28 protein-coding genes are annotated in these 26,913 nt (G+C 63.0%); 17 read left to right on the forward strand and 11 right to left on the reverse strand.

Features of this window, described 5'->3' with window-relative positions; translation table 11 throughout:
- The first annotated feature begins 102 nt into the window (after nt 1–102).
- The 3 genes from guaB to S7S_RS03835 all read left to right on the forward strand — a co-directional run bounded on the left by guaB (nt 103) and on the right by S7S_RS03835 (nt 4,909).
- Nucleotides 103–1,572 (forward strand): IMP dehydrogenase, encoded by a 1,470-nt coding sequence (gene guaB / locus S7S_RS03825; protein WP_008738148.1) that lies wholly within the window; start codon nt 103–105, stop codon nt 1,570–1,572.
- A gap of 160 nt (nt 1,573–1,732) precedes the next feature.
- Nucleotides 1,733–3,304 carry a glutamine-hydrolyzing GMP synthase gene (gene guaA / locus S7S_RS03830; RefSeq protein ID WP_008738146.1) on the forward strand — a complete coding sequence of 524 codons (1,572 nt, stop codon included), beginning with the start codon at nt 1,733–1,735 and terminating at the stop codon, nt 3,302–3,304.
- Nucleotides 3,305–3,415: 111 nt separating this feature from the next.
- Nucleotides 3,416–4,909: an IS91-like element ISCR2 family transposase gene (locus tag S7S_RS03835; protein ID WP_001120888.1), complete on the forward strand. Its 1,494-nt coding sequence runs from the start codon at nt 3,416–3,418 to the stop codon at nt 4,907–4,909.
- 175 nt (nt 4,910–5,084) lie between these two features.
- Here S7S_RS03835 and S7S_RS03840 read toward each other — a convergent pair whose 3' ends face one another.
- Nucleotides 5,085–5,387: a phosphoglucosamine mutase gene (locus tag S7S_RS03840; RefSeq protein ID WP_000251875.1), complete on the reverse strand. Its 303-nt coding sequence runs from the start codon at nt 5,385–5,387 to the stop codon at nt 5,085–5,087.
- A gap of 86 nt (nt 5,388–5,473) precedes the next feature.
- Nucleotides 5,474–6,289: a sulfonamide-resistant dihydropteroate synthase Sul2 gene (sul2, locus tag S7S_RS03845; RefSeq protein ID WP_001043260.1), complete on the reverse strand. Its 816-nt coding sequence runs from the start codon at nt 6,287–6,289 to the stop codon at nt 5,474–5,476.
- A gap of 452 nt (nt 6,290–6,741) precedes the next feature.
- Here sul2 and S7S_RS03850 point away from each other — a divergent pair, with 452 nt between their 5' ends.
- Nucleotides 6,742–8,352 carry a Fic family protein gene (locus tag S7S_RS03850; RefSeq protein ID WP_008738138.1) on the forward strand — a complete coding sequence of 537 codons (1,611 nt, stop codon included), beginning with the start codon at nt 6,742–6,744 and terminating at the stop codon, nt 8,350–8,352.
- A 19-nt stretch (nt 8,353–8,371) separates the two neighbouring features.
- Here the strand turns inward: S7S_RS03850 and yghU are convergent, their stop codons facing one another.
- Nucleotides 8,372–9,250, reverse strand: a complete 879-nt coding sequence (gene yghU / locus S7S_RS03855; RefSeq protein ID WP_008738136.1) for a glutathione-dependent disulfide-bond oxidoreductase — start codon at nt 9,248–9,250, stop codon at nt 8,372–8,374.
- A gap of 318 nt (nt 9,251–9,568) precedes the next feature.
- Here yghU and S7S_RS03860 point away from each other — a divergent pair, with 318 nt between their 5' ends.
- A complete protein-coding gene (locus S7S_RS03860) occupies nt 9,569–9,814 on the forward strand; it encodes a type II toxin-antitoxin system Phd/YefM family antitoxin (protein ID WP_008738134.1) in 246 nt (81 codons plus the stop codon).
- The gene (locus S7S_RS03865) at nt 9,811–10,197 is read left to right on the forward strand and encodes a type II toxin-antitoxin system VapC family toxin (RefSeq protein ID WP_008738132.1); all 387 of its coding nucleotides are present in this window, start codon (nt 9,811–9,813) and stop codon (nt 10,195–10,197) included. Before S7S_RS03860 ends, S7S_RS03865 begins: the two co-directional genes overlap by 4 nt.
- Before the next feature lie 5 nt (nt 10,198–10,202).
- Here S7S_RS03865 and S7S_RS03870 read toward each other — a convergent pair whose 3' ends face one another.
- From S7S_RS03870 to S7S_RS03880, 3 genes are all read right to left on the reverse strand, one after another.
- Complete coding sequence (locus tag S7S_RS03870; RefSeq protein ID WP_008738131.1) at nt 10,203–11,099, reverse strand: NAD(P)/FAD-dependent oxidoreductase; 897 nt, start codon at nt 11,097–11,099, stop codon at nt 10,203–10,205.
- Nucleotides 11,096–11,542 (reverse strand): Rrf2 family transcriptional regulator, encoded by a 447-nt coding sequence (locus S7S_RS03875; RefSeq protein ID WP_035205146.1) that lies wholly within the window; start codon nt 11,540–11,542, stop codon nt 11,096–11,098. The genes S7S_RS03870 and S7S_RS03875 overlap by 4 nt, the downstream gene beginning before the upstream one ends.
- A gap of 82 nt (nt 11,543–11,624) precedes the next feature.
- Nucleotides 11,625–12,170, reverse strand: coding sequence for an HdeD family acid-resistance protein (locus S7S_RS03880; protein ID WP_008738128.1), 546 nt, complete (start codon nt 12,168–12,170; stop codon nt 11,625–11,627).
- Nucleotides 12,171–12,446: 276 nt separating this feature from the next.
- Between S7S_RS03880 and S7S_RS03885 the strand changes: the two genes are divergently transcribed.
- Entirely contained in the window at nt 12,447–13,751 is a 1,305-nt protein-coding gene (locus S7S_RS03885) for an aminotransferase class I/II-fold pyridoxal phosphate-dependent enzyme (protein ID WP_008738121.1), read from the forward strand.
- On the opposite strand, the gene S7S_RS03890 is transcribed toward S7S_RS03885, so the two are convergent.
- A complete protein-coding gene (locus tag S7S_RS03890) occupies nt 13,752–14,981 on the reverse strand; it encodes a BaiN/RdsA family NAD(P)/FAD-dependent oxidoreductase (protein WP_008738119.1) in 1,230 nt (409 codons plus the stop codon).
- 426 nt (nt 14,982–15,407) lie between these two features.
- Between S7S_RS03890 and S7S_RS03895 the strand changes: the two genes are divergently transcribed.
- Entirely contained in the window at nt 15,408–16,364 is a 957-nt protein-coding gene (locus S7S_RS03895) for a DegV family protein (RefSeq protein ID WP_008738117.1), read from the forward strand.
- Nucleotides 16,365–16,483: 119 nt separating this feature from the next.
- Nucleotides 16,484–16,960: an SRPBCC family protein gene (locus S7S_RS03900; RefSeq protein ID WP_008738116.1), complete on the forward strand. Its 477-nt coding sequence runs from the start codon at nt 16,484–16,486 to the stop codon at nt 16,958–16,960.
- Nucleotides 16,961–16,964: 4 nt separating this feature from the next.
- Here S7S_RS03900 and S7S_RS03905 read toward each other — a convergent pair whose 3' ends face one another.
- Nucleotides 16,965–17,867, reverse strand: coding sequence for a LysR substrate-binding domain-containing protein (locus S7S_RS03905; RefSeq protein WP_008738114.1), 903 nt, complete (start codon nt 17,865–17,867; stop codon nt 16,965–16,967).
- A gap of 120 nt (nt 17,868–17,987) precedes the next feature.
- Here S7S_RS03905 and S7S_RS03910 point away from each other — a divergent pair, with 120 nt between their 5' ends.
- The 6 genes from S7S_RS03910 to S7S_RS03935 all read left to right on the forward strand — a co-directional run bounded on the left by S7S_RS03910 (nt 17,988) and on the right by S7S_RS03935 (nt 22,709).
- On the forward strand, nt 17,988–18,695 hold the full coding sequence (locus S7S_RS03910) for an FMN-dependent NADH-azoreductase (RefSeq protein WP_008738112.1): 708 nt from the start codon (nt 17,988–17,990) through the stop codon (nt 18,693–18,695).
- 75 nt (nt 18,696–18,770) lie between these two features.
- Complete coding sequence (locus S7S_RS03915; RefSeq protein WP_035205084.1) at nt 18,771–19,754, forward strand: diacylglycerol/lipid kinase family protein; 984 nt, start codon at nt 18,771–18,773, stop codon at nt 19,752–19,754.
- Nucleotides 19,754–20,548, forward strand: a complete 795-nt coding sequence (locus S7S_RS03920; protein WP_008738104.1) for a metallophosphoesterase family protein — start codon at nt 19,754–19,756, stop codon at nt 20,546–20,548. Before S7S_RS03915 ends, S7S_RS03920 begins: the two co-directional genes overlap by 1 nt.
- Nucleotides 20,549–20,596: 48 nt before the next feature.
- Entirely contained in the window at nt 20,597–21,448 is an 852-nt protein-coding gene (locus S7S_RS03925) for an AraC family transcriptional regulator (RefSeq protein ID WP_008738102.1), read from the forward strand.
- A gap of 55 nt (nt 21,449–21,503) precedes the next feature.
- Nucleotides 21,504–22,103 (forward strand): LysE family translocator, encoded by a 600-nt coding sequence (locus tag S7S_RS03930; protein ID WP_008738100.1) that lies wholly within the window; start codon nt 21,504–21,506, stop codon nt 22,101–22,103.
- A gap of 27 nt (nt 22,104–22,130) precedes the next feature.
- A complete protein-coding gene (locus S7S_RS03935) occupies nt 22,131–22,709 on the forward strand; it encodes a GNAT family N-acetyltransferase (RefSeq protein ID WP_008738099.1) in 579 nt (192 codons plus the stop codon).
- Between the two features lie 103 nt (nt 22,710–22,812).
- Here the strand turns inward: S7S_RS03935 and S7S_RS03940 are convergent, their stop codons facing one another.
- From S7S_RS03940 to S7S_RS03950, 3 genes are all read right to left on the reverse strand, one after another.
- Nucleotides 22,813–23,670, reverse strand: a complete 858-nt coding sequence (locus S7S_RS03940) for an arylamine N-acetyltransferase family protein (protein ID WP_008738098.1) — start codon at nt 23,668–23,670, stop codon at nt 22,813–22,815.
- Nucleotides 23,671–23,748: 78 nt separating this feature from the next.
- Nucleotides 23,749–24,114, reverse strand: coding sequence for a SpoIIAA family protein (locus tag S7S_RS03945; protein WP_008738097.1), 366 nt, complete (start codon nt 24,112–24,114; stop codon nt 23,749–23,751).
- 80 nt (nt 24,115–24,194) lie between these two features.
- Entirely contained in the window at nt 24,195–25,388 is a 1,194-nt protein-coding gene (locus S7S_RS03950; protein ID WP_008738096.1) for an MFS transporter, read from the reverse strand.
- On the opposite strand from S7S_RS03950, the gene S7S_RS19525 reads away from it, so the two are divergent.
- Both S7S_RS19525 and S7S_RS03955 read left to right on the forward strand, forming a co-directional pair.
- Nucleotides 25,387–25,614: a hypothetical protein gene (locus S7S_RS19525; RefSeq protein ID WP_144401585.1), complete on the forward strand. Its 228-nt coding sequence runs from the start codon at nt 25,387–25,389 to the stop codon at nt 25,612–25,614. The two genes, S7S_RS03950 and S7S_RS19525, sit on opposite strands and share 2 nt — an antisense overlap.
- On the forward strand, nt 25,611–26,795 hold the full coding sequence (locus S7S_RS03955) for an MFS transporter (RefSeq protein WP_008738095.1): 1,185 nt from the start codon (nt 25,611–25,613) through the stop codon (nt 26,793–26,795). Before S7S_RS19525 ends, S7S_RS03955 begins: the two co-directional genes overlap by 4 nt.
- The last annotated feature ends 118 nt before the right edge of the window (nt 26,796–26,913 follow it).

The following is a 26,913-nucleotide window of genomic DNA, read 5'->3' on the forward strand; positions in this document are numbered from 1 at the left end:
GCTTCCGGCACGGCGCGCGCGGACAGTGGATTGACATTTACCCGCAACCCGCCAACCCCTATAATTGTCCGCTTAATTTTCGCCCACTAGCTACGGTGCCTTATGCTCAGAATTGTGCAAGAAGCACTGACATTCGACGACGTTCTTCTGGTACCCGCCTACTCCGAAGTGCTGCCCAAGGATGTCTGTCTCAAGACCCGCCTGACCCGCGAGATCAGCCTCAACATCCCGCTGGTGTCCGCCGCCATGGATACCGTCACCGAACACCGCCTGGCCATCGGCATGGCCCAGGAAGGCGGCATCGGCATCTTGCACAAGAACATGGAAGTGGAAGACCAGGCGCGCCATGTGCGCATGGTGAAAAAGTATGAGAGCGGTGTGGTGAAAGACCCGATCACAGTGAGTTCGGACACCACTGTGGCCGAGCTGCTGCGCATCACCGAGTCGCACAACATTTCCGGCGTGCCGGTGGTGGAAGGCGACAACGTCGTCGGTATCGTCACCAGCCGTGACACCCGGTTCGTGACCGAATACAACCAGCCGGTGGCGGCCGTGATGACCGGCAAGGACCGCCTGGTGACCGTGCGCGAAGGCGCCAGCGCCGACGAAGTACAGCAACTGCTGCACCGTCATCGCATCGAAAAAGTCCTGGTGGTCAACGAAGCCGGCGCCCTGCGCGGCCTGATCACCGTGAAGGACATCGAAAAGGCCACCAACTATCCGAATGCCTGCAAGGATTCCCAGGGCCGTCTGCGTGTGGGCGCGGCCGTAGGCACCGGTGCTGACAGCGAAGCGCGTGTCGAAGCACTGGTGGATGCCGGCGTGGACGTGATCGTGGTGGATACCGCCCACGGCCATTCCCGTGGCGTGATCGAACGCGTGGCCTGGATCAAGAAACACTTCCCGCACATTCAGGTGGTTGGCGGCAACATCGCCACAGCTGCTGCGGCCGTGGCACTCGTGGAAGCCGGCGCTGACGCGGTGAAAGTCGGCATCGGCCCCGGTTCCATCTGCACCACCCGCATCGTCGCCGGTATCGGCGTGCCGCAGATCACGGCCGTTTCCGAAGTGGCCGACGCGCTGGCGAAATATGATGTGCCGCTGATTTCCGACGGGGGTATCCGCTTCTCCGGCGACGTCTCTAAAGCCGTTGCCGCCGGTGCAAGCTGCATCATGATCGGCTCACTGCTGGCCGGCACCGAAGAGGCGCCGGGTGAAGTGGAACTGTTCCAGGGCGGTTACTACAAGGCCTACCGTGGCATGGGCTCGCTCGGCGCCATGTCCGGCAAATCCAACTCCAGCGACCGCTACTTCCAGGATGCGGCCGCCGGCGTGGAAAAACTGGTACCGGAAGGCATCGAAGGCCGTGTGCCCTACAAAGGCCCGATGACCAACATCGTGCACCAGCTGATGGGCGGCCTGCGGGCGTCCATGGGCTACACCGGTTGCCGTGACATCGACGAAATGCGCACCAAACCGCAGTTCGTGAAGATTACCGGCGCCGGCATGAAGGAATCCCACGTCCATGACGTGACCATCACCAAGGAAGCACCGAACTACCCGGTGGGGTGAAACAGTACATAGCCCCTGGCAGGTCGAAGGCAAAATCGGTCGGGCTGGCTCCGGCCGTTTTTGCTTTCTGATCCACGGTAAACAAGCCATTGAACGCGCCCGGCCAACGCCGGGCACCCGAGATGAACACGACGCCTGTCGTCGCAGCGGATTGCAGACCATGAAAGACATTCATTCCCAGCGCATCCTGATTCTGGATTTCGGCTCGCAGTACACCCAACTGATCGCCCGCCGCGTGCGCGAGATCGGCGTCTATTGCGAAATCCGGGCCTTCGATATGGATGACGCGGAAATCCGCGCCTTCGACCCGGCCGGCGTGATTCTTTCCGGTGGCCCGGAAACCGTGACCATGACCGAAACCCCGCGCGCCCCGCAGCGCGTGTTCGAACTCGGCGTGCCGGTGCTGGGCATCTGCTACGGCATGCAGACCATGGCCTCGCAACTCGGTGGCGCTGTCATCAACGGCGAAAAACACGAATTCGGCTACGCCCGCGTCGAAAAACGCGAGCCCAACAGCCTGCTCGACGGCATCGTCGATCACGAAGAGGACGCCCGCAATTTCCTCGACGTCTGGATGAGCCACGGCGACCGCGTCGACGGCGTGCCCGGTGGCTTCGTCATTGCGGCCAGCACCGACTCCTGCCCGATCGCCGCCATGGCCGACGACGAACGCCGCTTCTACGGCGTGCAATTCCACCCGGAAGTGACTCACACGCTTCAGGGCGGCCGCCTGCTGGAGCGCTTCGTGCGCGATATCTGCCAGTGCGAAAAACTCTGGACCCCGGACAACATCATCGAAGATGCCATCGCCCAGATTCGCGAACTGGTGCGCGATGAAGAAGTGATCCTCGGCCTCTCCGGTGGTGTTGATTCCTCCGTCGTCGCCGCGCTGCTGCACAAGGCCATCGGCGAACAGCTCACCTGCGTGTTCGTGGATAACGGCCTGCTGCGTCACCGCGAAGGCGACCAGGTGATGGAAATGTTCGCCGAGAACATGGGCGTCAAAGTCATTCGCGTCGATGCCGAAGACATTTTCCTGAGCAAACTCGCAGGCGTGAGCGACCCGGAGCAGAAACGCAAGATCATCGGCAACACCTTCATCGATATCTTCGATGCCGAAGCCGCCAAGCTGGCAAACGCCCACTGGCTGGCCCAGGGCACCATCTACCCGGACGTGATCGAATCCGCCGCCAGCAAAACCGGCAAGGCACACGTGATCAAATCCCACCACAACGTGGGCGGCCTGCCCGAGCACATGAAACTCAAACTGGTCGAGCCCCTGCGCGAACTGTTCAAGGACGAAGTGCGCAAAATCGGCCTGGAACTGGGCCTGCCCTACGACATGGTCTACCGCCATCCTTTCCCTGGCCCCGGCCTGGGCGTGCGCATCCTCGGCGAAGTGAAAAAGGAATACGCCGACACCCTGCGCCTGGCGGACGATATCTTCATCACCGAACTGCATGCCGCCGGCCTGTATCACAAGACCAGTCAGGCATTTACCGTGTTCCTGCCAGTGAAGTCGGTGGGCGTGGTGGGCGATGCCCGTCGGTATGAATATGTGGTGGCGTTGCGTGCGGTGGAAACCATCGACTTCATGACGGCGCGTTGGGCGCATTTGCCGTATGAGTTTCTGGAGAAGGTGTCGAGCCGGATTATCAATGAAATTCCGGGGATCAGCCGGGTGACGTACGATGTGTCGTCGAAGCCGCCGGCGACGATTGAGTGGGAGTGACGGGCACTGGCTGGCAATGTCTAGCAACGGCAGGCATTTCGGCTGAGGGTAAAAGAACTTTCCGCTAAGCGATAGACTGTATGTAAACACAGTATTGCAAGGACGCGGAACATGCCTCATGTGGCGGCCAGGACGGCCAGCCGGGATCGGGATACTGGTCGTTACCAGAGCCACCGACCCGAGCAAACCCTTCTCTATCAGATCGTTGACGAGTATTACCCGGCATTCGCTGCGCTTATGGCAGAGCAGGGAAAGGAATTGCCGGGCTATGTGCAACGGGAATTTGAAGAATTTCTCCAATGCGGGCGGCTGGAGCATGGCTTTCTACGGGTTCGCTGCGAGTCTTGCCACGCCGAGCACCTGGTCGCTTTCAGCTGTAAGCGTCGCGGTTTCTGCCCGAGCTGTGGGGCGCGGCGGATGGCCGAAAGTGCCGCCTTGCTGGTTGATGAAGTACTGCCTGAACAACCCATGCGTCAGTGGGTGTTGAGCTTCCCGTTTCAGCTGCGTTTCCTGTTTGCCAGCCGGCCCGAGATCATGGGGTGGGTGCTGGGCATCGTTTACCGCGTCATTGCCACGCACCTGGTCAAGAAAGCGGGCCATACCCACCAAGTGGCCAAGACGGGCGCGGTCACCCTGATCCAGCGTTTTGGATCGGCGCTCAATCTGAATGTTCACTTCCACATGCTGTTTCTCGACGGTGTGTATGTCGAGCAATCCCACGGCTCAGCGCGTTTCCGCTGGGTCAAGGCGCCGACCAGCCCAGAGCTCACCCAGCTGACGCACACCATCGCCCACCGGGTGGGTCGCTATCTGGAACGGCAAGGCCTGCTGGAACGGGATGTCGAAAACAGCTATCTGGCCTCGGATGCGGTGGATGACGACCCGATGACACCCCTGCTGGGGCACTCGATCACTTACCGTATCGCTGTCGGTTCACAGGCGGGGCGAAAGGTGTTCACTTTGCAAACTCTGCCGACCAGTGGTGATCCGTTCGGTGACGGGATTGGCAAGGTAGCCGGGTCCAGCCTGCACGCCGGCGTGGCGGCCAGGGCCGATGAACGCAAGAAGCTCGAACGGCTGTGCCGGTACATCAGCCGCCCGGCGGTATCCGAGAAGCGGCTGTCGTTAACACGAGGCGGCAACGTGCGCTACCAGCTCAAGACGCCGTACCGGGACGGCACCACGCACGTCATTTTCGAACCATTGGATTTCATTGCAAGGCTGGCCGCCCTGGTACCGAAGCCCAGAGTCAACCTAACCCGCTTCCACGGGGTGTTCGCACCCAACAGTCGGCACCGGGCGTTGGTCACGCCGGCAAAACGGGGCAGGGGCAACAAGGTCAGGGTGGCTGATGAACCGGCAACACCAGCACAACGGCGAGCGTCGATGACATGGGCGCAACGGCTCAAGCGTGTTTTCAATATCGACATCGAGACCTGCAGCGGCTGCGGCGGCGCCATGAAAGTCATCGCCTGCATTGAAGACCCTATAGTGATCAAGCAGATCCTTGATCACCTGAAGCACAAAGCCGAAACCAGCGGGACCAGGGCGTTACCCGAAAGCCGGGCGCCACCGGCTGAGCTGCTCCTGGGTCTGTTTGACTGACGAGCCTGAAGGCCAACGATACCAATCAAAATGCTGCGTTCACAGCGCCGCGGCAGGGATCCGCCGTGCTGGTTGTCGGAAAAGGAGCCGCTAGTGGGAAAGAGGAGGGTAAATTTTCAGCGTTGCTGGCTCCCCGTCAGCCGGATTGGGTTGCATCGCAGGGGTGTCGAAAGAGTCAACTGCGGTCCAAAGCTGTTGGACTTGGGTGAAAAGGGCGTTTATTCTTCCTATACGTTGTCGGCAGCGGGCCAAAAAGGAATACGTCCATGCCCATCGAGGTGAAACCGGCTGTGAGCGCGGGTTCAAGCATATAGCCCGACAGGCGCGTATCCTTGCCGATCACGACACGATGGCGGTGGTCACCGCGACGAAAGACACGGCCAGCCGCCATGCCGACGCGCAAGGCGGTTTCCGCCGTCATCGCGCCTTCGTTGGCTTTGCCACGAATACCGTCTGTGCCGAAATATTTGCGCACCATAAGGTCGATTATCCTGTCGTCGGGTCGCCCTCAAAGGGGACATGCCTGCTGAACCGCGAATATAGAGAAATATCCCGAATGTGCAGTTAACGAATTCTTGCGGTTTCTTTCAGCGCCGCCAATACCGCCAGCCCGTCGCGCAAGGGGCGCGGCTCGTGTGTGCGGATGAAGTCAGCTCCACCTGCGGCGGCGGCAAGCTCTGCAGCGAGTGTCGCGGCCCCGACATCCCCCGGACCACGGCCTGTGAGCGCGCGCAGAAAGGATTTGCGCGAAACAGACAGAAGCACCGGCAAATCGAAGCGCAGCCGCAATTCATCGAACCGCGCCAGCACCGAGAGCGAGGTTTCGGGAGCAGCCCCCAGAAAAAACCCCATGCCGGGATCAAGGACAAGGCGGTTGCGTTTGATACCGGCACCCGTCAGCGCCGCGATGCGCGCGTCAAAGAACGCCGCAATGTGATCCATGATGTCGCCAGCGGGTGCCTCGCGCCGATCTGCCTGCCCGTCTTGCACCGAATGCATAACGACGAGTTTGGCAGATGATTTCGCCAATTGCGGATAGAACGCAGCGTCTGGAAAACCGCGAATATCATTGAGATAGGCCACACCACGCGACAAGGCATAGGCTTGCGTCGCGGGTTGATAACTGTCGAGCGAGACGGGAATGCCATCTGCCTTGAGCGCGTCCAGCACCGGCGCGATACGCGCGATTTCTGTGTCGGACGAAACAGGCGCGGCGTCGGGATTGCTGGATGCCGGACCGAGGTCGATCACATCTGCCCCCTCGGCCATCAGCTTACGCGCCTGCGCAATGGCTGCGTCTGGCGCCAGATACCGGCCTCCATCGGAGAAACTGTCCGAGGTTATGTTGACGATGCCGAAAATGATGAGCGATTTATTCATGGGGGCTTCTATAATAATAATAATCGAGCATGAGTCTCATACGGATGCTCGGGTCGAAAGGGAATCCCCAGGCGAGTAACCTGTTTGCGGTGATCCATTAGCTGCAGGAGCAGAAGAGCATACATCTGGAAGCAAAGCCAGGAAAGCGGCCTATGGAGCTGTGCGGCAGCGCTCAGTAGGCAATTTTTCAAAATATTGTTAAGCCTTTTCTGAGCATGGTATTTTTCATGGTATTACCAATTAGCAGGAAAATAAGCCATTGAATATAAAAGATAAAAATGTCTTGTTTACAATAGAGTGGGAATAATTACCCACTCTGCCACATGACGTGATCGAATTTAGTGAAATCGCCGTACCTATGATCGTTTTTTTTGTATTATGATCGTTCTTTGAGCGCCGGCGGCCCTAATCAGCGTTTCTGAAAGGGCCTGCCCCTCCCGGAGAGCGAGTTCATGAGCGACCTGCCTGTAGATGCCCTCGGTGCGGCCTGGTTGGCCAGTACCTATAAAATTGCCCCGGTTGCCCCGCTGCTAGTGCTCAGCCAGGCAGGGAAGCGGCGCGCGACGGAGATTTCGGATGGGCGCCGGCTTGAGACCTACCCGGAGGTCATGCGGCCGGCGGCCACGCTGGCCGCGCATCTGCAATTTCATCTGCGTTATGAAGTGGTCCACCTGGAGTTCCTGGCACGCCTTTTCGGGCAGGCAGGGCCGCAACCCGTGCAAACGTGGGTGGAGAGTGAACCCACCGGCCAGTATGCCCGCAGGGCGGCTTTCCTCTATGAGTGGTTGACGGGAGACCTGTTGCAGGTGCCTGAACGTCTGGCGGGCGGCTATGTAGATGCCATTGATCCTGACAAGCAGGTGGCGGCCTCGGCGGATCAGATCGTCAAGGTCAGGCGCTGGCGCATCAATGACAACCTGCCGGGGACCCGGCACTTCTGTCCGATGGTGGCCAGGTCGGAAGGGGTTGATCAGGCGATGTCTCTGGATGTCGGTCAATTGCTGCTGGGCTTGAGGGAAGAATTCGGCGAAGACCTGCTGCTGCGCGCCGCTGCCTGGATGACGCTGCGGGAAAGCAAGGCCAGTTTCGCGATTGAAGGTGAAGGGAGTCAGGCAACCCGTATTCAGCGATTTGCCGACGTCATGGCACGGCGCACCGGGCAGGGGGCGTCCCCGCTGGCCGAGGCTGAACTGGCGGATCTTCAGCAGCAGATATTGGGCAAGACAACACTGACGCGGTTTGGTATCCGCCAGTCCCCGGTGTTTGTGGGCGAGACATCTGCCTATCAGGAAGTCGTGCATTATGTGGCGCCAGTGGCCGGCGACGTGCCGGAGATGATGGCGGGGTTGCGTACCTTTCTTGCAAAAACACAAGGGCAGTCTTCCGTCATGCGTAGCGCGGTGGCGGCCTTTGGTTTTGTTTACATTCATCCGCTGGCAGACGGTAACGGGCGCCTGCACCGTTTTCTGATCAACGATGTGCTGCGACGAGACGGCGTGGTCTCCGAGCCGATTATTCTGCCCGTATCGGCAGTGATTTCGGCGGACAGTAGTGAGCGACGCGCCTACGACAGGATTCTGGACACGGTATCGCAGCCGCTGATGGAAGCCGTGCGTGATCATGTGTCGTTCTCGCCGTTGCATACCACTTATGCGGATGGCGTTGTCTCAAACCTGGCGTTTGATGGTGAGCTACTCGCGCGACCAGCCTGGCGTTATCCCGATCTGGGCAGACATGTCGAGTACCTCGCTGCGATTCTGACGCGCACTGTCTCGGAACAGATGCGGGCCGAGTCACGTTACCTGCGCCGGCAGGCCAGGGCGCGTGCTGCGCTGAAAGAAGTGGTGGAAATGCCTGATGTGCAGGCAGACAGAGTGTTGCGTTCCATTGAGCAGAACGACGGCTCACTGAGTAATGTGCTGCGAAAGGAGATGTCGGTGCTGGACGAGGCGGGCATCTGGGAGGCCGTTGTGGATGCGGTGAGGCATGCCTGGCTGCTGGAAAAAGAGGGCGACACGCTTGTGGCTGCCCTCTATGGCCCGGAGCGCTCGGGCCATAGATGACGTGCTTCTGGATAAACTCTCAGCGAGAGCCACCCTGCAACTTATCCTCAGTGCGTGTCTCAAAATCCGCCGCACTATGCCGCTCATGCAACTGACTCGACGGCTTGCCCGTCACCCGGTTCACCTTCCTGCCCCGCACCACCGCCGGCCGCTTCAGAATCGCGTCGGACCAGCGGAGCACATTCTTGTATTCATGCACTGACAAAAACTCCGCCGCCTCATACAGCCAGCCCTGCACCAGCCCGCCATACCAGGGGAATACGGCGATATCGGCAATGGTATAGTCATCCCCGGCCAGGTATTCACTCTCCGCCAGCCGCCGATCCAGCACATCCAGTTGCCGCTTGGTTTCCATGGCGAAGCGGTCAATCGCATATTCGATTTTCATCGGCGCGTAGGCATAAAAGTGCCCGAAGCCGCCGCCGAGGTAAGGCGCACTGCCCATCTGCCAGAACAGCCACGACAGGCATTCGGCTCGCTTCGCAGGCTCGGTCGGCAGAAATTCACCAAATTTTTCCGCCAGGTACATCAGGATCGCGCCGGACTCGAAAATCCGGATCGGCGCCGGCCCGGAGCGGTCCAGCAAGGCCGGGATCTTCGAGTTGGGGTTCACGTCCACAAAGCCGCTGCCGAACTGGTCGCCCTGGTCGATGCGGATCAGCCAGGCGTCGTATTCCGCATCCTGATGGCCAAGCTCCAGCAGTTCCTCGAACAGGATAGTGACTTTCTGGCCGTTTGGTGTGGCCAGGGAGTAAAGCTGAAACGGGTGCTCACCCACCGGCAGTGGCTTGTCGTGGGTGGGGCCGGCGATGGGGCGGTTGATGCTCGCGAAGCGGCCGCCGCTTTCTTTTTGCCAGGTCCAGACGCTCGGTGGGGTGTACTCGTGCTGATCGGTCATGCCTTGTCTCCGGTGTGGCGCACTGACGGGGAGGGGCTGTCGTGGTCGGTGCAACCCGCCTCCACGATGACAGCGGCCCAGTGTACAAGGTTCGAGGGGGGACGGGTCAGCCACGGCTTACGGCGTCTGGCGGCAATGGCTGACGGGCGCGGGGGTATCGAGCCTATGCCGTGTGCGGATCAGCGGCGGCAGACTGGCAGGTTCATGCTTTGCAGGGACGATACGCCGATGCCGCATTCCCCATGTGCCTACACACATCTTGAGATTGCTGTCGAAAGGACTAAACTAACCGAACTTAGTCTATTTGGTGGCGCCATTATGGAAACCGTCAATATCCACGAAGCCAAGACCCATCTTTCCCGCCTGGTGGACCAGGCCGCCCGGGGAGAGCCGTTCATCATTGCCAAGGCCGGCCGGCCGTTGGTGCGGGTCACCGCGCTGGATTCGCCGTTGCCGCGCGAGCAGCGGCGGTTGGGCTTTATGGCCGGGCATATCCGGGTGCCGGATGATTTCGACCGGATGGGGGCGGAGGTGCTGCAGGCGGATTTTGAGGGCGAGGCGTGAAGCTGCTGCTGGATACGCACTTGCTGTTGTGGGCGGCAGGCCTGCCGGAGCGGCTTTCGGAACAGGCGCGCGCGTTGCTGGGCGATCCTGACAACACCTTGCTGTTTTCGGCGGCCAGCCTGTGGGAGATCAGCATCAAGCACGGCCTGGGGCGGGCGGATTTCAGTGTCGACCCGCGCCTGTTGCGGCGCGGGTTGCTGGACAATGGCTATGAAGAGCTGCCGGTCACCGGCCTGCATGCAGTGTCGGTGGCAGCGCTGCCGCCGTTACACCGTGATCCGTTCGACCGCATGCTGGTGGCGCAGGCGAGCGCCGAGGGGGTGCTGCTGCTGACCAGCGACAGCCAGGTGGCCGCGTACCCCGGTCCGGTACGGCGGGTGTGAACCGCTCAGGAAAACAGTAACGTCCTGTGCGCGGAGACGCCGGCCTGGGTGCCGTCGCCCACCGACAGCGCCACATTGCCGGCGCCGCGCGCGGCATCACCGCACGCAAACACCCCCGGTACACTGGTGGCCTTGAGGGCATCAACCTGAATAAACGGTCCGAGCGGGCCTGCTTCCATGGCGCAGCCGAGCTGTTCGCCCAGCGGGCTGGCCGGGCGTGTGCGGCAGGCCGTGAACAGGCCGTCCTGCGGTAACTGGCGCCCGTCGGACAATAAGACGGTGGCGGTATCAATGATCCGTGTCACGGCCGCAGTTTCGATCACCACGCCGCGCGCCTGCAAGTCAGCGCGCTGGGCATCATCCGGTGCAAAGGTCCCGTTGGTGAACAGCGTGACGCTGCCCCAGTCCGGCAGCATCTGCGCCTGATGCAGGCTGTGTGCGCCCGTGGCCAACACACCGATGCGGCCCTGGTTCAGTTCGTAGCCGTGGCAGTAGGGGCAGTGAAAGACGCTCTTGCCCCAGCGTTCGGCGATGCCGGGCAGTGTCGGCATTTCGTCGATCACGCCCGGTGCCAGCACCAGCAGGCTGCCCGAGACGGTGGCCTGGTCCTCGGTGGTGACGAGAAAGCGGGAATCCTGTTGGCGGGCATCGTGTGCAGTGGTGGTGCGCCACTGCACGGTTGGATACGCCAGCAACTGTTCGCGCGCACGCTCAGCGATGGCGGCGGGGGATGCGCCATCCTGGGTCAGGAAGCCGTGCGAAGTGGCGGCGAAACGATTGCGGCGCTGGCCGGCGTCGAGCACCAGCACGCGACGGCGTGCGCGCGCCAGTTGCAGGGCGGCGGCCATGCCGGCGTAGCTGCCGCCGACGACGATCACATCAAACTCGGCCTTGTGGGTCATCTTGATGATCTCCGGGAGCATTGATCCAGTCGCCGGCTGAAATCCGCCGCCAGTTCGGCAAGTGTCACGCTGCCGAGGCGTTTCACCAGTAGCGCTTCGGCGTCGTTGAAGGCGTCATCCAAGGCGCCGTTGACGGTCTGTTCGACCAGGCAGGCGGGGTTCGTCGTGCGATGACCCATGGCGAACACAGGCGGCGCGCCGACGGCTCGGTAGATATCCAGCAGCGAGACCTTGCTCAGTTCACAGCACAGTTGCCAGCCACCACCGTGGCCTTTCACCGAGCACACATAACCCTGTTCGCGCAGCCCGGCGAGGGTGCGTCGGATCACCACGGCGTTGGTGTGCAGGCAGGCCGCCAGCTGGTCCGAGGTCATCGGCGCATCGTGGTGGGCCATGTGCAGCAGCACGTGCAGGACGGAAGAAAGCTTGCTGTCTCTATTCATGTAACAGATGGTGATACGAAAGAGGCCGGCTGTCAACGAAGGCGGGTTGCGGTGCGGCGGGCACAGGCCCGCCGCACCAGTATCAGAGGTTTTTTTCCAGACGCCGCACGCGGAATGCAGCGATGATCTGCAGGGCCCCATATACCATGGCGATGGCGCCGATCCAGAGGGTCGTGACCACCAGCCCTGCCACCGGGCTGGCGATGAACAGCGCCCCCAGCAGTATGGCCAGCAGCCCGCTGAGTGCGATCAGCCATTCACCGCGAATGGCCTTGCGCACACGCACGGCGAACACGATCCGGAACACGCCGCCGATGATCAGCCAGGCGGCCAGGAACAGGATCAGCACTTCTGCCGTGGCGGCCGGGTTGATCAGTGTCAGCACGCCGAACAGCAGTGAGGCCACCGCGTACAGCAGCAGCCAGCCGCGCGACAGGCTGCTGTCGCGATCGAACAGCGCGGCAACACTGATTACCCCTTCGGCCAGCGCCATGATGCCGAATGCCCAGGCCAGCGCCACGCCGGCGGTGAGCGGGTTGATCAGCGCCATGACGCCGAAGATCGCGGCGATCACGCCGTACAGCAGCAGAATCCACCAGCTTCGATGCAGATATCCGGTCATTGCCATCCTGGCTCTCCTCATGATGTCCGGTAAAAACATGTCGGAAAATGTGCAGGAAAACCATCGCTCGCCCGGCGCGCCCTGTGCAAGCGCATTGTGGTGTCGTGAGTGTAAACATTGATGCGGATCAGGCCGCAGCCGGTGATGTGTTTCAGGGCATTGCCGATTGGCGCAAAAGGGTCGCCATCCCATGGCGGACAAGTGATACTGGCGTTCCTTGTTGACAGCAGTAGTGCACAGCCGCCCCACACGGGGGCGCGTTAGTGCCTTGTCAGGAAGCTCATGAATATAACCGGACAAACCGCTGCGGAAATCTTCGACAGCGTGCGACAACTGGTGCATGCCGGCTGTCTGCCACCCGGCGAAGCCTTGCCGCCTGTGCGGCAACTGGCGTCAGTGCTGGGCGTGAATCGCAACACAGTGGCCTCGGCGTATCGCCGGTTGGTGGCCGCCGGCGTGGCGGTGACGCGTGGGCGTCACGGCACGCTGATCCGTTCTTCTCCACAACTCCCTGAGCATGAAAGGCGCATTCATGATGCCCTGGTGCACGATCTTGGCAGCGGCAACCCGGCGGTGCAGTGGCTGCCGGACCCGATTGATGCACTGGCCAGCGCCGGCTACCGTCCGGTGCTGTACGGTGACGCCGCCATCGCGCCGGTGCTGGCCCAGCAGGGCAGGGCGTGGTTCGACGCGGACAGTCCCGGTGATTATCAGGTGCAGCTCACCCACGGTGCGGTCGATGCCCTGGAACGTCTGCTGGGAAGCGGGCTGACAGCGGGGGATCGCGTGGCGATTGAAGAGCCCTGCTATCTCAGTGGCCTGCGTACCGTGCTGGCGCTGGCACTGGAGCCGGTCGGGGTGGCAGTGGATGCCTTCGGCATGCAGCCGGCGGCATTGCAGCAGGCGCTGGAGGCCGGCGCCCAGGCGGTAGTCATCACGCCGCGCGCGCATAATCCCACCGGGGCAAGCCTGTCCGGGGAACGGGCTGCTGCGCTGCGTCAGGTCCTGAAACGCTTTCCGCATGTCCTGGTGATCGAAGACGATCATTTCGCGTTGCTGGCGCAGGCGCGGTATTACCCGGTGATTCCCGCACGCATGCCGCGCTGGGCGCGTATCCGGTCGGTTTCCAAGGCGTTGGGGCCGGATCTGCGTCTGGCGATCGTGGCCAGTGATCCGGACACTGCGCAACAGTTGTCCCTGCGGCTGGTGCGCGGCAACACCTGGGTCAGCCACCTGTTGCAGCAGACGGTGGCGGCGTGTCTGGCATCGCCTGCGGTGTTGCAACAGGTGCAGGCGGCGGGTGCGGATTACGCCAGCCGGCGTGCGGCGCTGGTTGCAGCGTTGTCCCGGCGCGGTCTGTTGCCCTGGTTGCCGTCTGAAGGGCTGAACCTCTGGTTGCCGGTGCCGGTGGCTTCGCAGCCGCTGGCGGAGCGGTTATTGCGGCGTGGCTGGTGGGTCAGGGCGGGCGAGGTGTTTGCCTTGCAGCAACCGATGCAGGCGCTGCGCATCACCATTGCCACTCTGGCGGCGCGGGATGCCGAGCGGCTGGCGGAGGATATTGTTGCGTTGATTGAAGACGCCGGCTGATCAACGCGCCAGCCACTGCAGCACCCCCTGGGCGGCGCGATGGCCGCTGGCAAAACAGCCGGTCAGCAGATAGCCCCCGGTGGGGGCGTCCCAGTCGAGCATTTCTCCGGCGCAGAAGACGCCGGGCAGATCGCGCAGCATCAGATGGCTGTCCAGTGCCTGCGGCGATACACCGCCGGCGCTGCTGATGGCCTCGTCGATCGGGCGCGGCCGTACCAGGGTCAGCGGCAGGGCCTGCAGCATCTCGGCCAGCCGCACGGGATCGTGCCGGTCGGCCGGTGTGGTCAGTTCGTGCAGCAGGGCGGCGCGCACGCCGCTGAGGCGCAATCGCTTGCGCAGATGCGCTGACAGGGTTTGCGAGCCGCGCGGTGCCTGCAGGGCAGCGAGAATGGTCGCCGGCGTAAAGTGCGGCAACAGGTTCAGTTGCAGCGTGGCCGCGCCATGCCGGTCGATATGCTCGCGCAGGCGGGCGGACAGTGCATAGATAAGGCTGCCTTCCACGCCATGTTCGGTAATGACGAACTCCCCTTCCCGGGCGGCGTCGCCCGGCAGTGCCAGGCGCACATTCTTGACAGGGGCGCCGGCAAATTTCTCCGTCAGCAGGCGGCTCCAGCCAGCGACCTCAAAGCCACAATTGGCGGCCCGCAGCGGCGCTACCGTGACGCCTCGTTCTGCCAGCAGGGCCTGCCAGTGGCCATCGGAGCCGAGCCGGGGCCAGCTTGCACCGCCCAGGGCAAGCACGGTGGCGCGGGCCGGTACACTCAGTTCGCCGGCAGGGCCGCGCAGACGCAATGCGCCGTCGGGGTGCCAGCCCTGCCAGCGATGCCGGGTATGCAACGTGACACCCAGCGCGCGCAGACGGCGCAGCCAGGCGCGCAGCAGCGGTGCGGCTTTCATGTCGGTGGGGAAGACGCGTCCGGAGGTGCCGACAAACGTGTCGATACCGAGGGTGTGTATCCAGTCGCGCAGGGCGTCCGGGCCAAAATCGTCCAGCCAGCCGGCGAGCCAGTCGCGGCGGTTGCCAAAGCGGTCAAGGAACGCCGGCATGGCTTCCGAGTGGGTGATGTTCATGCCGCCGATGCCGGCCAGCAGGAACTTGCGGCCGACGGAAGGCATGGCATCAAACAGTGTCACGGGAACGCCGGCGCGGGCGATGACTTCTGCGGCCATCAGGCCGGCCGGGCCACCACCGATGATGGCGACCGGGGAGGCGTCTGGGCTGTCGGTCATGGTGTGTGCTGCCGGTTGCGCGGAGGGCGGCATTCTAACCGAGCCGGCGCTGCGATGCGCCCCGGCGGGCAAGTGTTACCAAACTACACTGTCCCGGCCGCCTGGCGGGCCGGGGGCTGATCACGCCAAAGGCTGTGATTTTCTATGCGTGAGAACGGGTTACGGTACGAATGTGCACTGTTTTGCAGACTAAGCAGAATTGACTAGACTGATCTATTCGTTAGAACCGAATTGCGTCCGCGCAGTACGGCTCAGGGAACGTTGGGTTGCAGGACAGCGCCAGGCAGTATGGCCTACGGACGGGGCCAGTTTAGATGGCTGATGGAAAGCGCCAATAATAACTAAAGGGTGGTCACATCAAGCCCGCAGTCTCTCCTCCTTTGCCTGAACAGGGACGCGCTACAACACAAAAGGGGGACACTCTTCATGCGTATCGGCATCCTGGTGGATTCTACGTGCGACCTGCCGGAATCTGACTTCGAACAACATAATATCCGTGTCATGCCTATCTCCATCCGGCTGGGGGACGAACTGCTGGTGGATGAACGTGACAGTGAGGCCACCGCCCACTTTTACGCCGAGCAGATCGAGAGCAAGGGGGTCGATGCCGAGTCCATTCCGTATTCCACGGAGCAGATCCAGTCGGTGTTCCTCGAACGTCTGGTGCTGGATTACGACCTGGTGTTCTGTATTACCGTCTCCAGCCGCCACAGCCCGATTTTCGATAACGCCACGCGCGCCTCCTTCGGCATTCTCAAACAGTATCGCAACGTCCGGGCCGCGGCGCAGGTGCCGGGGCCCTTTTCCATGCGCGTGATCGACAGCAAGACCATCTTCGCCGGCACGGCGGTGCTGGTGGCGGAAGCTGCCGCGCTGATCGAGGCCGGTGTGGCACCCAACGAAATCCGTCTGAAAATCGACGAGATGATCCCCAATATCTGCGGCTACATGGTGCCGTCGAATCTTGGCTATGTGCGTGATCGCGGTTTTCGCAAGAACGAGCGGCGCGGGCTCGGCGACACCATGCGCGGTGTGGCACTGACGGTCGGTTCGGCGTTGTCCATGCACCCGGTGATCAGCATTTATCGCGGTGAGGAGAACCCGGCCACGGTCAATCGCAGCTATGAAAAATCGGTGAAGCGCATGCTGGATCATGTGACAGACCGCATCAAGGCCGGCGAACTGATGTCCGGCAGTGTCTGCATGAGCTTTGCCGGGGATGTGCGCAAGGTGCCGATCATGCCGGGTTTTGATGACCTGGCGAAGGCGGCGCGTGAGCGGAACATTGCCCTGAAACTCTCGACCATGAGTGCCACCGGTGCGGTGAATGTGGGGGCCGGGTGTCTGTTTGTCGCCTACGCAGGCAAGCAGGTAAAAATGTAGCGTGTCCGGTTGCCCGGCTGTCGAAAGGCGCCTGCGCCAGACGACAATAGACCATAACGCCCGCCACCCGGCGGGCGTCTCTATAACAGGGTATAGCCAGCTACTCAGGGAGACACTTCATGACTGCCGAAACATTCAATCCGGACACCGACCTCATGCTCAGCCGCCGTGTGGATGTGCCGCGCGAGGCCATCTGGCGTGCATGGACCACACCATCGCTGGTGACCCAATGGTTCACGCCCGCCCCCTGGCGCACCCTTGCCTGCGAGATCGACCTGCGCCCGGGCGGCCTGTTCCGCACGGTGATGCAGTCACCGGAAGGCGAAGAGTTCCCCAATGCCGGCTGCATTCTCGACGTGGTGGCAGGGCGGCGGCTGGTCTTTACCGATGCGCTGGGCGAGGGATTTCGCCCGAATGCGGAAAGTTTCTTTACCGCCATCATCGAGCTGGAAGACGACGGTGATGGCACGCTTTACACCGCCTATGCGCTGCACAAGGACGCCGCTGGCCGTCAGGCCCACGAAGAAATGGGTTTTACCGAGGGCTGGGGCAAGGCGCTGGATCAACTGGTGGCGTTGGTCAAATCCCTGGATTGAACTGTCAGGGCAGAACGCACTGGCCGCCGGGCAGGTTGAGCACCCAGTCGCGCACGGCGAGAATCAGCGGGTCCTGCTGGCGGTTTTCCGGATAGACCAGATGAAAGGGCTCTGCCGGCAGGGTTGGGCCAAATGGCTCCACCAGCCGGCCGCTGTCCAGTTCGTCCATGATCAGGGCGCGGCTCATCAATGCCACGCCCTGGCCGCTGACGGCGGCGGAGATGGTGTGCGTCTCGTCGGAAAACGTCAGCCCGGCGGTCGGGTCCAGGCCCGGTATCCGGGCCAGTTTCTGCCAGCCGGGCCAGTCCACCGGTGATCCTTTTTCATTCGGGGGCGCGAAATGGATCAGCGGATGGCGTGGCAAGTCCCGCGCTTCCGTCAGGCCGAGCAGCGGGCTGCACGCCGGCACAAACAGGTTATCGAACAGTTTTTCCGACACCATGCCGGCCCAGGGGCCGCGCCCGTAACGAATGGCCAGATCGGCGGTAACACCGTCCAGCGGCACCACATCGTGCGAAGCGTGAATGCGCAGGTCCAGTGTCGGGTGGCTGCTGCGCAGAATGCACACCCATGACAACAGCCAGCGCATGGCAATTGCCGGCGTGGTCGACAGCGTGATCACCTGCCGGGCCGGTGGTGCCTGCAGGCGCGCGACGGTATCGGCGATGGTGTCGAAAGCGTCTGCCAGGGTGCCGAGCAACAGGCGTCCCTGTGGTGTCAGCAACAGCTGGCGCGGTTTGCGGATGAACAGGGCTACGCCGAGCGTGTCTTCCAGCAGCCGGATCTGGTGGCTGATGGCGGTCGGGGTGACGGAAAGTTCTGCCGCAGCCTGCTTGGCACTGAGATGCCGGGCGGCGGCCTCAAAGGCGCGCAGGGCAGAAAGCGATGGCAGGCGGCGGTGTGTCATGGATGAATTCAGTTTTCCAATAAGGGGAAGAATTGGTCGTTTGTCGGCCTGAAGAGTATCTGTTTTCCTGATGAACATCGTCAATCACTGTTGAGATGATTTCATCCTGGGAGACTTGTCATGAAGCGCATTCTGCATCTGGACGCCAGCGCCCGCCCCGGCCGCGCCGGGATTGATCCACACGGGTCGGTGACCCGCCTGCTGACCCGCCGTGTTGTGGACCGCTGGCAGACCCTCCGGCCCGACACCGCCGTCACCTACCGCGACGTGGGGGCTGCCCCGCCCGCACCGGTCAGCGCTGCCTGGATCGAGGCCGCCTTCGCACCGGAGGCCGCTCATGCCCCCTGGATGGACGAGGTGCTTGCCGAAAGTGATCAGTTGATCGAGGAAGTGCGTGCGGCCGATGCGCTGGTCCTTGGTGTCCCGCTGTACAACTTCAGTGTGCCGTCGGCGTTCAAGGCCTGGATCGACAACATCATTCGCATCGGCCGTACCGTGATCGTCAATCCGGACTCACTGGATGATCCGTACACGCCACTGTTGGCTGACCGGCCGGTGATCCTGATTGTGTCGCGGGGTGGTTTTGGCATGAACGAGGGCGGCCCGCTGGCGCACATGAATCACCTCGAAGCAAGTGTGCGCACCGCGCTGGGTTTTATTGGCCTGACCTCGCTGCATGAAGTCGCGGTGGAATACCAGGAACTGGGTGGTGATCTGCTGGCGTCTTCCTTGCGCAATGCAGAAACGTGCCTGGATGAACTGGTCATGTCATTGCAATCCAGGGCGCCTGCCAGGGCGCCTGCCGTACCGCAGCCATTGAGTGCCTGAGCCCGGCTCGTCAATCAATGTAAAGAAACGGGCCGGCACGTTGCGGCCCGTCAGACGCTTGGGTAGCGTGACTGGATGACGCCCACTTCCCGCCCAGCCGAGCACACCCTGCCGGAGATGACGCTGACCGGTGACGAGCCGTTGTTCATCGTGCTCAATACCGGGTCAGGCCGTCACGCGGCAGGTGAGGTCGAGCAGACCATTCGTGACGTACTGGGCAACGCCGGCCGCCAGTTCGAATTGATGCCGGTCAACAGCGGGCGGCAACTGCCGTCCACTGCCCAGCGTGCCGTGGCGCGTGCCCGCGCCGAACAGGGTGTGGTCGTGGCGGCCGGTGGCGATGGCACGCTCAATGCCGTCAGCCAGGCGGTGCTCGGCAGTGGCCTGCCGTTCGGTATTCTGCCGCAAGGCACATTCAATTATTTCGGACGCACCTACGGTATTTCCCAGGACACCGGCACCGCACTCGCATGTTTGCTGGATGCCGTGATACAGCCCGTGCCGGTCGGGCTGCTCAACGAGCATGTATTTCTGGTCAACGCGAGCCTGGGCCTGTATCCGACCCTGCTGGAGGATCGCGAAGCCTGGAAGCAGCGTTTTGGCCGCAGCCGGCTGGTGGCCCTGTGGGCGGCACTGGCCACGCTGATGCGCGCACACCGGCAACTGGATCTCGTGCTCGACTACACCGAAGGCCAGCAGCGCGTGCGCACCCCGACTCTGGTGGTGGGCAATAACGCGCTGCAGCTGGAACACATCGGCATTGATCATCTGGACGATATTGCACAAGGCCGTCTGGTCGCGATGACGGCGCGTGAACTGGGCACGCTGGACCTGTACGGGTTGTTGCTGCGTGGTTTGCTCAGCAGCATGGGGGAAGCCGAGAACGTGATCACGTTCGGCTTCGACAGCATGACCGTCCGCTTCGGCCGCCGGCGTCGCATCAAGGTGGCCATGGACGGCGAAATCATCTGGCTGCGTACGCCGCTGGTATTTCGTGTTGCGCCGGACCGGCTGCCCTTGCTGGTGCCGCGCGACCCCGCGCTGCGGGAGCGCGTCTGATGCTGATCCTGCATTTGTCCGATCCGCACTTCGGCACCGAGCAGTCGCATGTCGTGTCCGCGCTCAGGCAGTTCATCACGCAGCACCAGCCGGAACTGGTGTTGCTCGGCGGTGACATTACCCAGCGTGCACGGCGCAGCCAGTTCAGTGCCGCACGCGCTTTCGTCGACGATTTGCCGTGCCCTGCGCTGGTGGTGCCCGGCAACCACGATATTCCACTGTTCAACCTGTTTGCGCGCCTGTTCAACCCTTACGGCAATTACCGCCGCGCCTTTGGTGACGGGCTGGAGCCCGTGCTGGAGCGAGAACGGCTGCTGGTGGTGGGCGTCAACAGCACGACGCCGGGGCGGCACAAAAACGGTGAGGTGTCCGCCGCGCAGATTGAGCGAGTGCGCGCACGGCTGGCCCGGGCCACGCCGCAACAGTTGCGGATCGTGCTGCTGCATCACCCTGTGCGGGCGTTGCAGGAAACGGATGTCGCCAACCTGCTGGTTGGTCACGAGCAGGCGGTGCCGGCCTGGGTCGATGCCGGGCTGGACCTGTTGCTCGCGGGGCACATTCACCTGCCGTACGTGCTGCCGCTGCGCGGCCGGCAGGGCGATACCGGCCGCCGCGGCTGGACAGTGCAGGCGGGGACCGCGCTGTCCTACCGGGTGCGCGGCAATGTGCCGAATTCCTTCAACCTGATTCGTTACCGGCAGCCCGGAGAATGCGTCGCCGAGCGCTGGGATTACTCTCTGCTGGCGCGCGCTTTTCTGTGCGAGGAACGCAACGAGCTGCCGCTGTCCCGCTGACAGCGGCTATACTTCTTGACCATCCCTGACCTCCGCGCGAGATGACAGATGACTTCCGGCGACTGGGTCCGCTTTGCCCGCCACGATGAAACCGGCATCGAGACACTGCAGGCCCATTTCGAAGGCCACGCCTTTGATCCGCACTGGCACGACACCTACCTGATCGGCGTGACCGAGCAGGGCGTGCAGCGATTCAGTTGTGGCCGCGCGCAACACGACAGCACCCCCGGCCAGGTGATGCTGCTAGAGCCGGGCGAGGTGCACGATGGCGACGCACCGACTCCGGGTGGCTTTACCTACCAGGTGATGTACCTGGCGCCACAGTGGCTTGATACCGCGCTGCGCGACCTGTTCGAGCAGGTGCCGGACGGGTTCCAGCTTGGTTTCAGCGCGCCCTTGATCAGCGACCCGCAGCTGGCGCGGGCCATCAATCAGGCGTTCATGATTCTGCATCAACCCGTGCACGGGCATCCGCCTGCCTTGCGCATGGTGCGCGACACCGCGCTGGATCACCTGCTGCACCAGTTGACCCGTCAGGCGCACTGGCGTCGCCCGCTGGCCTCGTCGCCGATGCCGCGTTCGGTGCAGCGCGCGCGGGAATTCTTGCATGCCCACTTTGCCGAGGACATCGGCCTGGACGCGTTGGCGCGGGCCGCCGGCACGGACCGTTTCCGGCTGGCCCGTGCATTCAAGTGTGTGACGGGCCTGCCGCCGCATGCCTATCTGGTGCAATTGCGGCTCAACCGTGCCCGGCAACTGCTGGCACGCGGGCTGTCGCCGGTCAGTGTGGCAGCGGCCGTGGGCTTCGCCGACCAGAGCCACCTGGGGCGCTGGTTCCGCCGCGCCTACGGTCTGACGCCGGCGCGTTACCGCCGGCAGTGCTCAAATCTTCCAGACTGATTTTTTCTGGCCGGGCATGATAGCCGCTCTGTCGTGACCACCTTGCCCGAGCCTCATGGATACCTTGCTGCCCTTTACGCTGTTTGCATTCGTCGCCTCAGTCACCCCCGGGCCGAACAATGTGCTGGTGCTGGCCTGCGCCACCCGTTTCGGTTTCATGAAAGCCATGCCGATGGTACTGGGCGCCTGCTCCGGTGCTGCGCTGGTGGTGCTGCTGGTGGGCACCGGGCTGGCCCGGCCCCTGGCGGACCACCCGATGGCGCAGCAGGCGATTACCGGCATCGGGCTGCTGTGGCTCACCTGGCTGTCGTGGCAACTGTTCCGCGCCGCGCCGGCGGCACTGGAGCAGGAAACAGACGCGCGCGTGCGCATCGGTTTCTGGCGCATGGCCGCCTTGCAGATTGTCAACCCGAAGGTGTGGATGCTGGCGCTGGCAGTGATCGGCGTGTTCGCCGTGCCGGGCGCAGGGCAGGCATGGCGTGTGGCCCTATTGTCGCTGATCTTTTTCGTCGTGGCACTGCCGTCGGTGGTGCTGTGGGCGTGGCTGGGTGCCAGCGCTGCGAAATGGATTGCGTCCCCCTCTCGGCAGCGGCTGTTCAATCGCAGTATGGCGGTGCTGTTGCTGGTATCGACCTGGTACAGCCTGCTGCCATAATCCAGAGCCTGTTCAGGGAGAATTGGCATGATTACGCTGCGCAACGCCACACCGGATGATCTGGATTTATTACGACGCTGGGACGATATGCCGCACGTCCTGGACGCGGACCCGAACGACGACTGGGGCTGGGAAACCGAGCTGCACCGGCAACCGGACTGGCGCGAACAGCTGATTGCTGAATACCGGGGCCGTCCGGTCGGCTTTGTGCAAATCATCGACCCGGCACGCGAGGACAGCCATTACTGGGGGCACGATGTGCCGGCGAACCTGCGCGCCATCGATATCTGGATCGGCGAAGCGCAGGATCTCGGGCGGGGCTTTGGCACCCTGATGATGCAGCAGGCGCTGGCGCGCTGCTTTGCCGATCCATTGGTGACGGCGGTACTGATTGATCCGCTGTCGTCCAATCACCGCGCGCACCGCTTTTATGAGCGGCTCGGGTTCCAATACGTGGAAGAGCGCCGTTTTGGCGATGATCATTGCCGTGTTTATCAACTCATGCGAGCCATCTGGCAGGCACAGCATCCCTCTCCCTGGCAGGCTGTTGAAAAACAGCCTGCGCTGACGGATCAATCAAGCCGTCAGAAAAATCAAGAGCGATAAGCGATTGATTTTCCGTGCCCACCTTTGCGGGCCTGCGCCGCAAAGGTGGCTTGGAAAAGTCTCAAAGAGAATTTTTCAACACCCTGCTAGAAGAGCCGCGTGATCAGCGCGCTGGCGTGGCAATCCGCTGCAGCTTTTCGCGTACCTGTTCCGGTGACGGCACGTTGATTCGAAACACATCACGCAACAGCGCCAGGACATCATCGGGCTCTTCCAGCTGGCGCCGTTCCACACGTCCGTCGGGGTAACGCACGCTGTAGCGCTGGTTCAGCAGTATATGGCGGTGGCCATTGTCGTTGCGTGCGGCGATCAGGTTGGTCACGAACTGCGAGGCCGGGTGGTGTGAAAGATACCAGTTGGTGATCTCGTAGTCGGCCAGCCATTGTTCGCGCAGGTCGAACTTGTACAGCGTTTCCCAGCGATCGCCGATCAGGGCTTCCAGCGTGCGGATGCCGAGCTGGTGCTGCACGCGGTACGGTTCATGGAAGCTGCGCTGTGCCAGTGTCGCGTCCATGCGCAGCGGGGCGCTGGGGGTCAGCGCACCGAAGCCGGCATCCACGAGGTAGGGCACGCCGCGCAGCATGACCAGCAGCAGCATGTGCGTGGCCGGCGGTGCGTCTTCCTGGCCGCCCCAGTAGACCCGTGCCGCCAGTCCGCGTACCTGGAACCCGAGCTGTTCGAGCACCGATTTCAGCAACAAATTGTGCTCGTAGCAGTAGCCACCGCGCTGATGGCGAAGCAGCTTGTCCGTCAATGCGGGCAGCGCCAGCGGCACCTCCTGGCCGAGAAACGGGCTCAGGCTTTCAAACGGAATCTCGCTGGTGTGGCGGTGCTGGATTTCCGTCAGCGTGGCCAGTGTCGGCGTGCGCTCTCCCTGAAAACCGATGCGACGCAGATACTCCGCCACCGGCACAGCCGGCTCGACAGCGGGCAGATCAGAACGAAGGGCGGACGACGACATATGAGCCTCTCCTGTGGTGACAATCCGGGACGATGACCACAGAGGCTAAAACCTGAATATTGGTTAAGGTCAAGCGTTTCAGGCCGGGTCGCTGACCCAGCGCAGGGCGGTGCTTTGTTCATGGCCGCCGAAGGTACGCGCTTCGCCGTCCGGCAGCATGCGTGGTGCCAGCGCGGTGAGCAGGCTGATCCACTGGCGGTCGGTGATGACGGCGACGCGATGCAGGTATGTCAGTACCGGCAGGCGTGAGTCCGGGGCATAGCGGTGCAGCGCCTCGCCGGTGATGTCGGCGAAATGCTCGGCGTCCAGATACAGACTGATGCGTGGATAGGTTGCGAGCCGGTCTGCCATGATGGCCAGCGCCTGATCAATATCGTCACCGGTCAGGGTGCCGGAGACACGAAAGGCCGCGACATGGCCGGGGGCGGCAAGTTGCGTGATCATCCTGATCTCCTTTTCCCGCAGGGCCTTCTGCGAGTATTGCCAGACTCGCCGGGGATTGATGTGATGCGGATAACAGCCGTTCAATCCCCAAGCCGCCGCGCGCCACCGGCGTACAGGCCGAGCACTGCCTGGATTGTCGCGCACCCCATGCACAGCCAGAGAATCGGCGCCCAGCTTCCGCTGGCGTCGTGCAGCAGGCCGGTCAGTGTCGGGCCGCTGGCGGCCAGCAGATACCCCAGGCATTGCGCCATGCCTGACAGGGCGGCGGCGGTGCCGACACTGGCACTGCGCAGGCTGACGAACGCCAGCGCCAGGATGATGCCGGCGCCGGCGCCAAAGCCGTAGGCAATACACCACACCAGGCTCCAGGCCGGCACCAGCAGCAGGCCGGCCAGGCCCGTGAGTGAGAGCAGTGTGACCGTCACGGCGGCCGCGCGCAGGTCTTCGCGTTGCCGCAGCAGGGGGATCAGCACCAGCCCCGGCAGCGCCGAGGCGATCTGTAGCACACCGTGCAGCGTGCCGGTGGTGGCGGCGCTGAAACCGGCCTCATGCAGCATTGCCGGCAGCCAGCTGATGATCACGTAGTACACCAGCGAATTCAGACCGAAAAACAGCGTCACCTGCCACGCCAGCGCGTAACGCCAGAGCGATTTCGCGAGCGGGACGGCAGTGTGTGCCGGCGGCGCTGTCCGCGCCCGAGCCCTGACCTGCGGCCACCACACCAGCAGTGTCGCCAGTACCAGCACCGCGCTGCTCGCCAGAGCGATCTCCCAACCGTTGTGGCCCAGCCCGCTGAGCGGAATCGCCACCGCCGAGACGAGGCCGGCCGCGATGCCCATGGTCAGTGCGTAGGCGGCGGTCAGCGTGGTGACGTGATCGGGAAAATCGCGTTTCACCAGCGCCGGCAGCAGCACATTGCCGACGGCGATGGCGCCACCGATCAGCACGGTGCCGGCGAACAGGGCGATCAGCGGGCCGCTGGAACGCAGCAGGATGCCGATGAACAGCAGCAGCATGGCGACGAACAGGGTATGCCCGAGGCCGTAGTGCTGGCCGAGCCGCGCTGCGGCCGGCGACATGAGCGCGAAGCCGAGCAGCGGCAACGTGGTGAGCAGGCCGGCGGCGCCCGCACTGAGATGGAAATGATCGCGCAGCAGATCAAGCAGCGGCGCCACACCGGTGACGGGTGCACGCAGGTTGGCAGCAATCAGCAGGATACCGGCGATCAGCCAGAAGGGGGATGCACCGGACAACAGAGAGCGGAAAGCACGCATGGACAACTACCGGGCAGGGAACGGGCGCGCTCACTATAGCAGCCGCGCGCCCTGCTGGGGCCAATCTGACCCGTTGCGCATGGACCGGCTGCGTCCGGCGCGCTATGTTGACCTGTCGACCGGATTGCCCGCCGACCTTCTCCCGCTGACAGCCTTTTTTGTTGTGTGGTTACTGCCGTTTTTTCGCACGGTATTGTTGCGATCTGCCAGAGTCCTGCCGCAATGAATGAATTACGCGCCCTGTTTTTGTTCAACACGCTTTCGCTGACCGCGATGATGGCGTTCGTCCCAGTGATCGGCCCGATCATCCGCGAACTGGGCATGCAGGAATGGCATGCCGGCCTGACGGTGACGGTGTCCGGCGTGTGCTGGATGCTGATGGCGCGGCGCTGGGGTCATGCCAGCGACCGTCGTGGCCGGCGGCCGGTGTTGCTGTTTGCCGCCGCCTGCTACGTGCTGGTGTACGCCACCATGGCCGGTTTTATTGATTACGCCCTGCAGGCGACACCGGGGGTGCTGCTGACGTTGTGTGTGCTGGTGTTGTTGCGTGGCCTGATGGGGACTTTCTATGCCGCCATTCCCACCGTCAGCGCGGCACAGATGGCGGACGTGACACCGCCGGCACAGCGCGCACGGGTGATGGCCAAGCTGGGTGCCGCCAATGGCCTCGGGTTGGTGCTGGGGCCGGCGGTGGGCGGGCTGCTGGCACGCGAAAGCCTGTCGCTGCCATTGTATGTGGCGGCCTGTCTGCCGGCGCTCGGGCTGGCGTGGCTCGTCTGGCGGCTGCCGTCGCACCCGCCGCGCGTGAACAAGCCGTCGCCGCCGCTGCCGATACTGGACCCGCGCCTGCGTATTCCGGTGCTGGCCATGTTCCTGGCCATGGGCAGTGTGATCGTGTCGCAACTGGCGGTGGGTTTCTATGCGATTGACCGCCTGCACCTGACGACCCGCGAGGCGGCGTCGGTGGCCAGCATGGCGATGACCGCCGTGGGCGTGACGCTGATCCTGGTGCAGGTCGGCATGAGCCGCGTACGGCGCATCGACAGCGCGCTGTGCATGATGCTCGGTGCCTGGCTGGCGGTGGCGGGTTTCGTGCTGGTGACCTGCTGGCACAGCACGACCGGCCTGGTGGTGAGCTACGCGGTGATGGCGGCGGGCCTGGGGCTGGTGTTTCCGTCGATCCAGACACTGACCGCGAACGCTGTCAGTGAACACGAGCAGGGCACGGCGGCCGGCACCGTTTCTGCTGTGCAGGGCATGGCCATGGTGATCATGCCGGTCGCGTCCACGCTGTTGTATCGCATTCGCCCGGAAGCGCCGTATCTGTGTGCGGCGTTTTTCCTGTTGCTGCTGGGGCTGGGGGTGTACACCCATCGTCAGCGTGCAACGGTTACCAACGCGGCCTGACGGGGAAGCCGGCCTGCCAGCCTCTTGACCTGCACCGAAGCGCGCGGCACATTGCTGCGCAGTCGCGACATGATGACAACATCGTGGCGGCTTTTTCTGGCGACTCACGCGGATCGCT

Source organism: Isoalcanivorax pacificus W11-5, assembly GCF_000299335.2.
Taxonomy (GTDB): Bacteria; Pseudomonadota; Gammaproteobacteria; order Pseudomonadales; family Alcanivoracaceae; genus Isoalcanivorax; species Isoalcanivorax pacificus.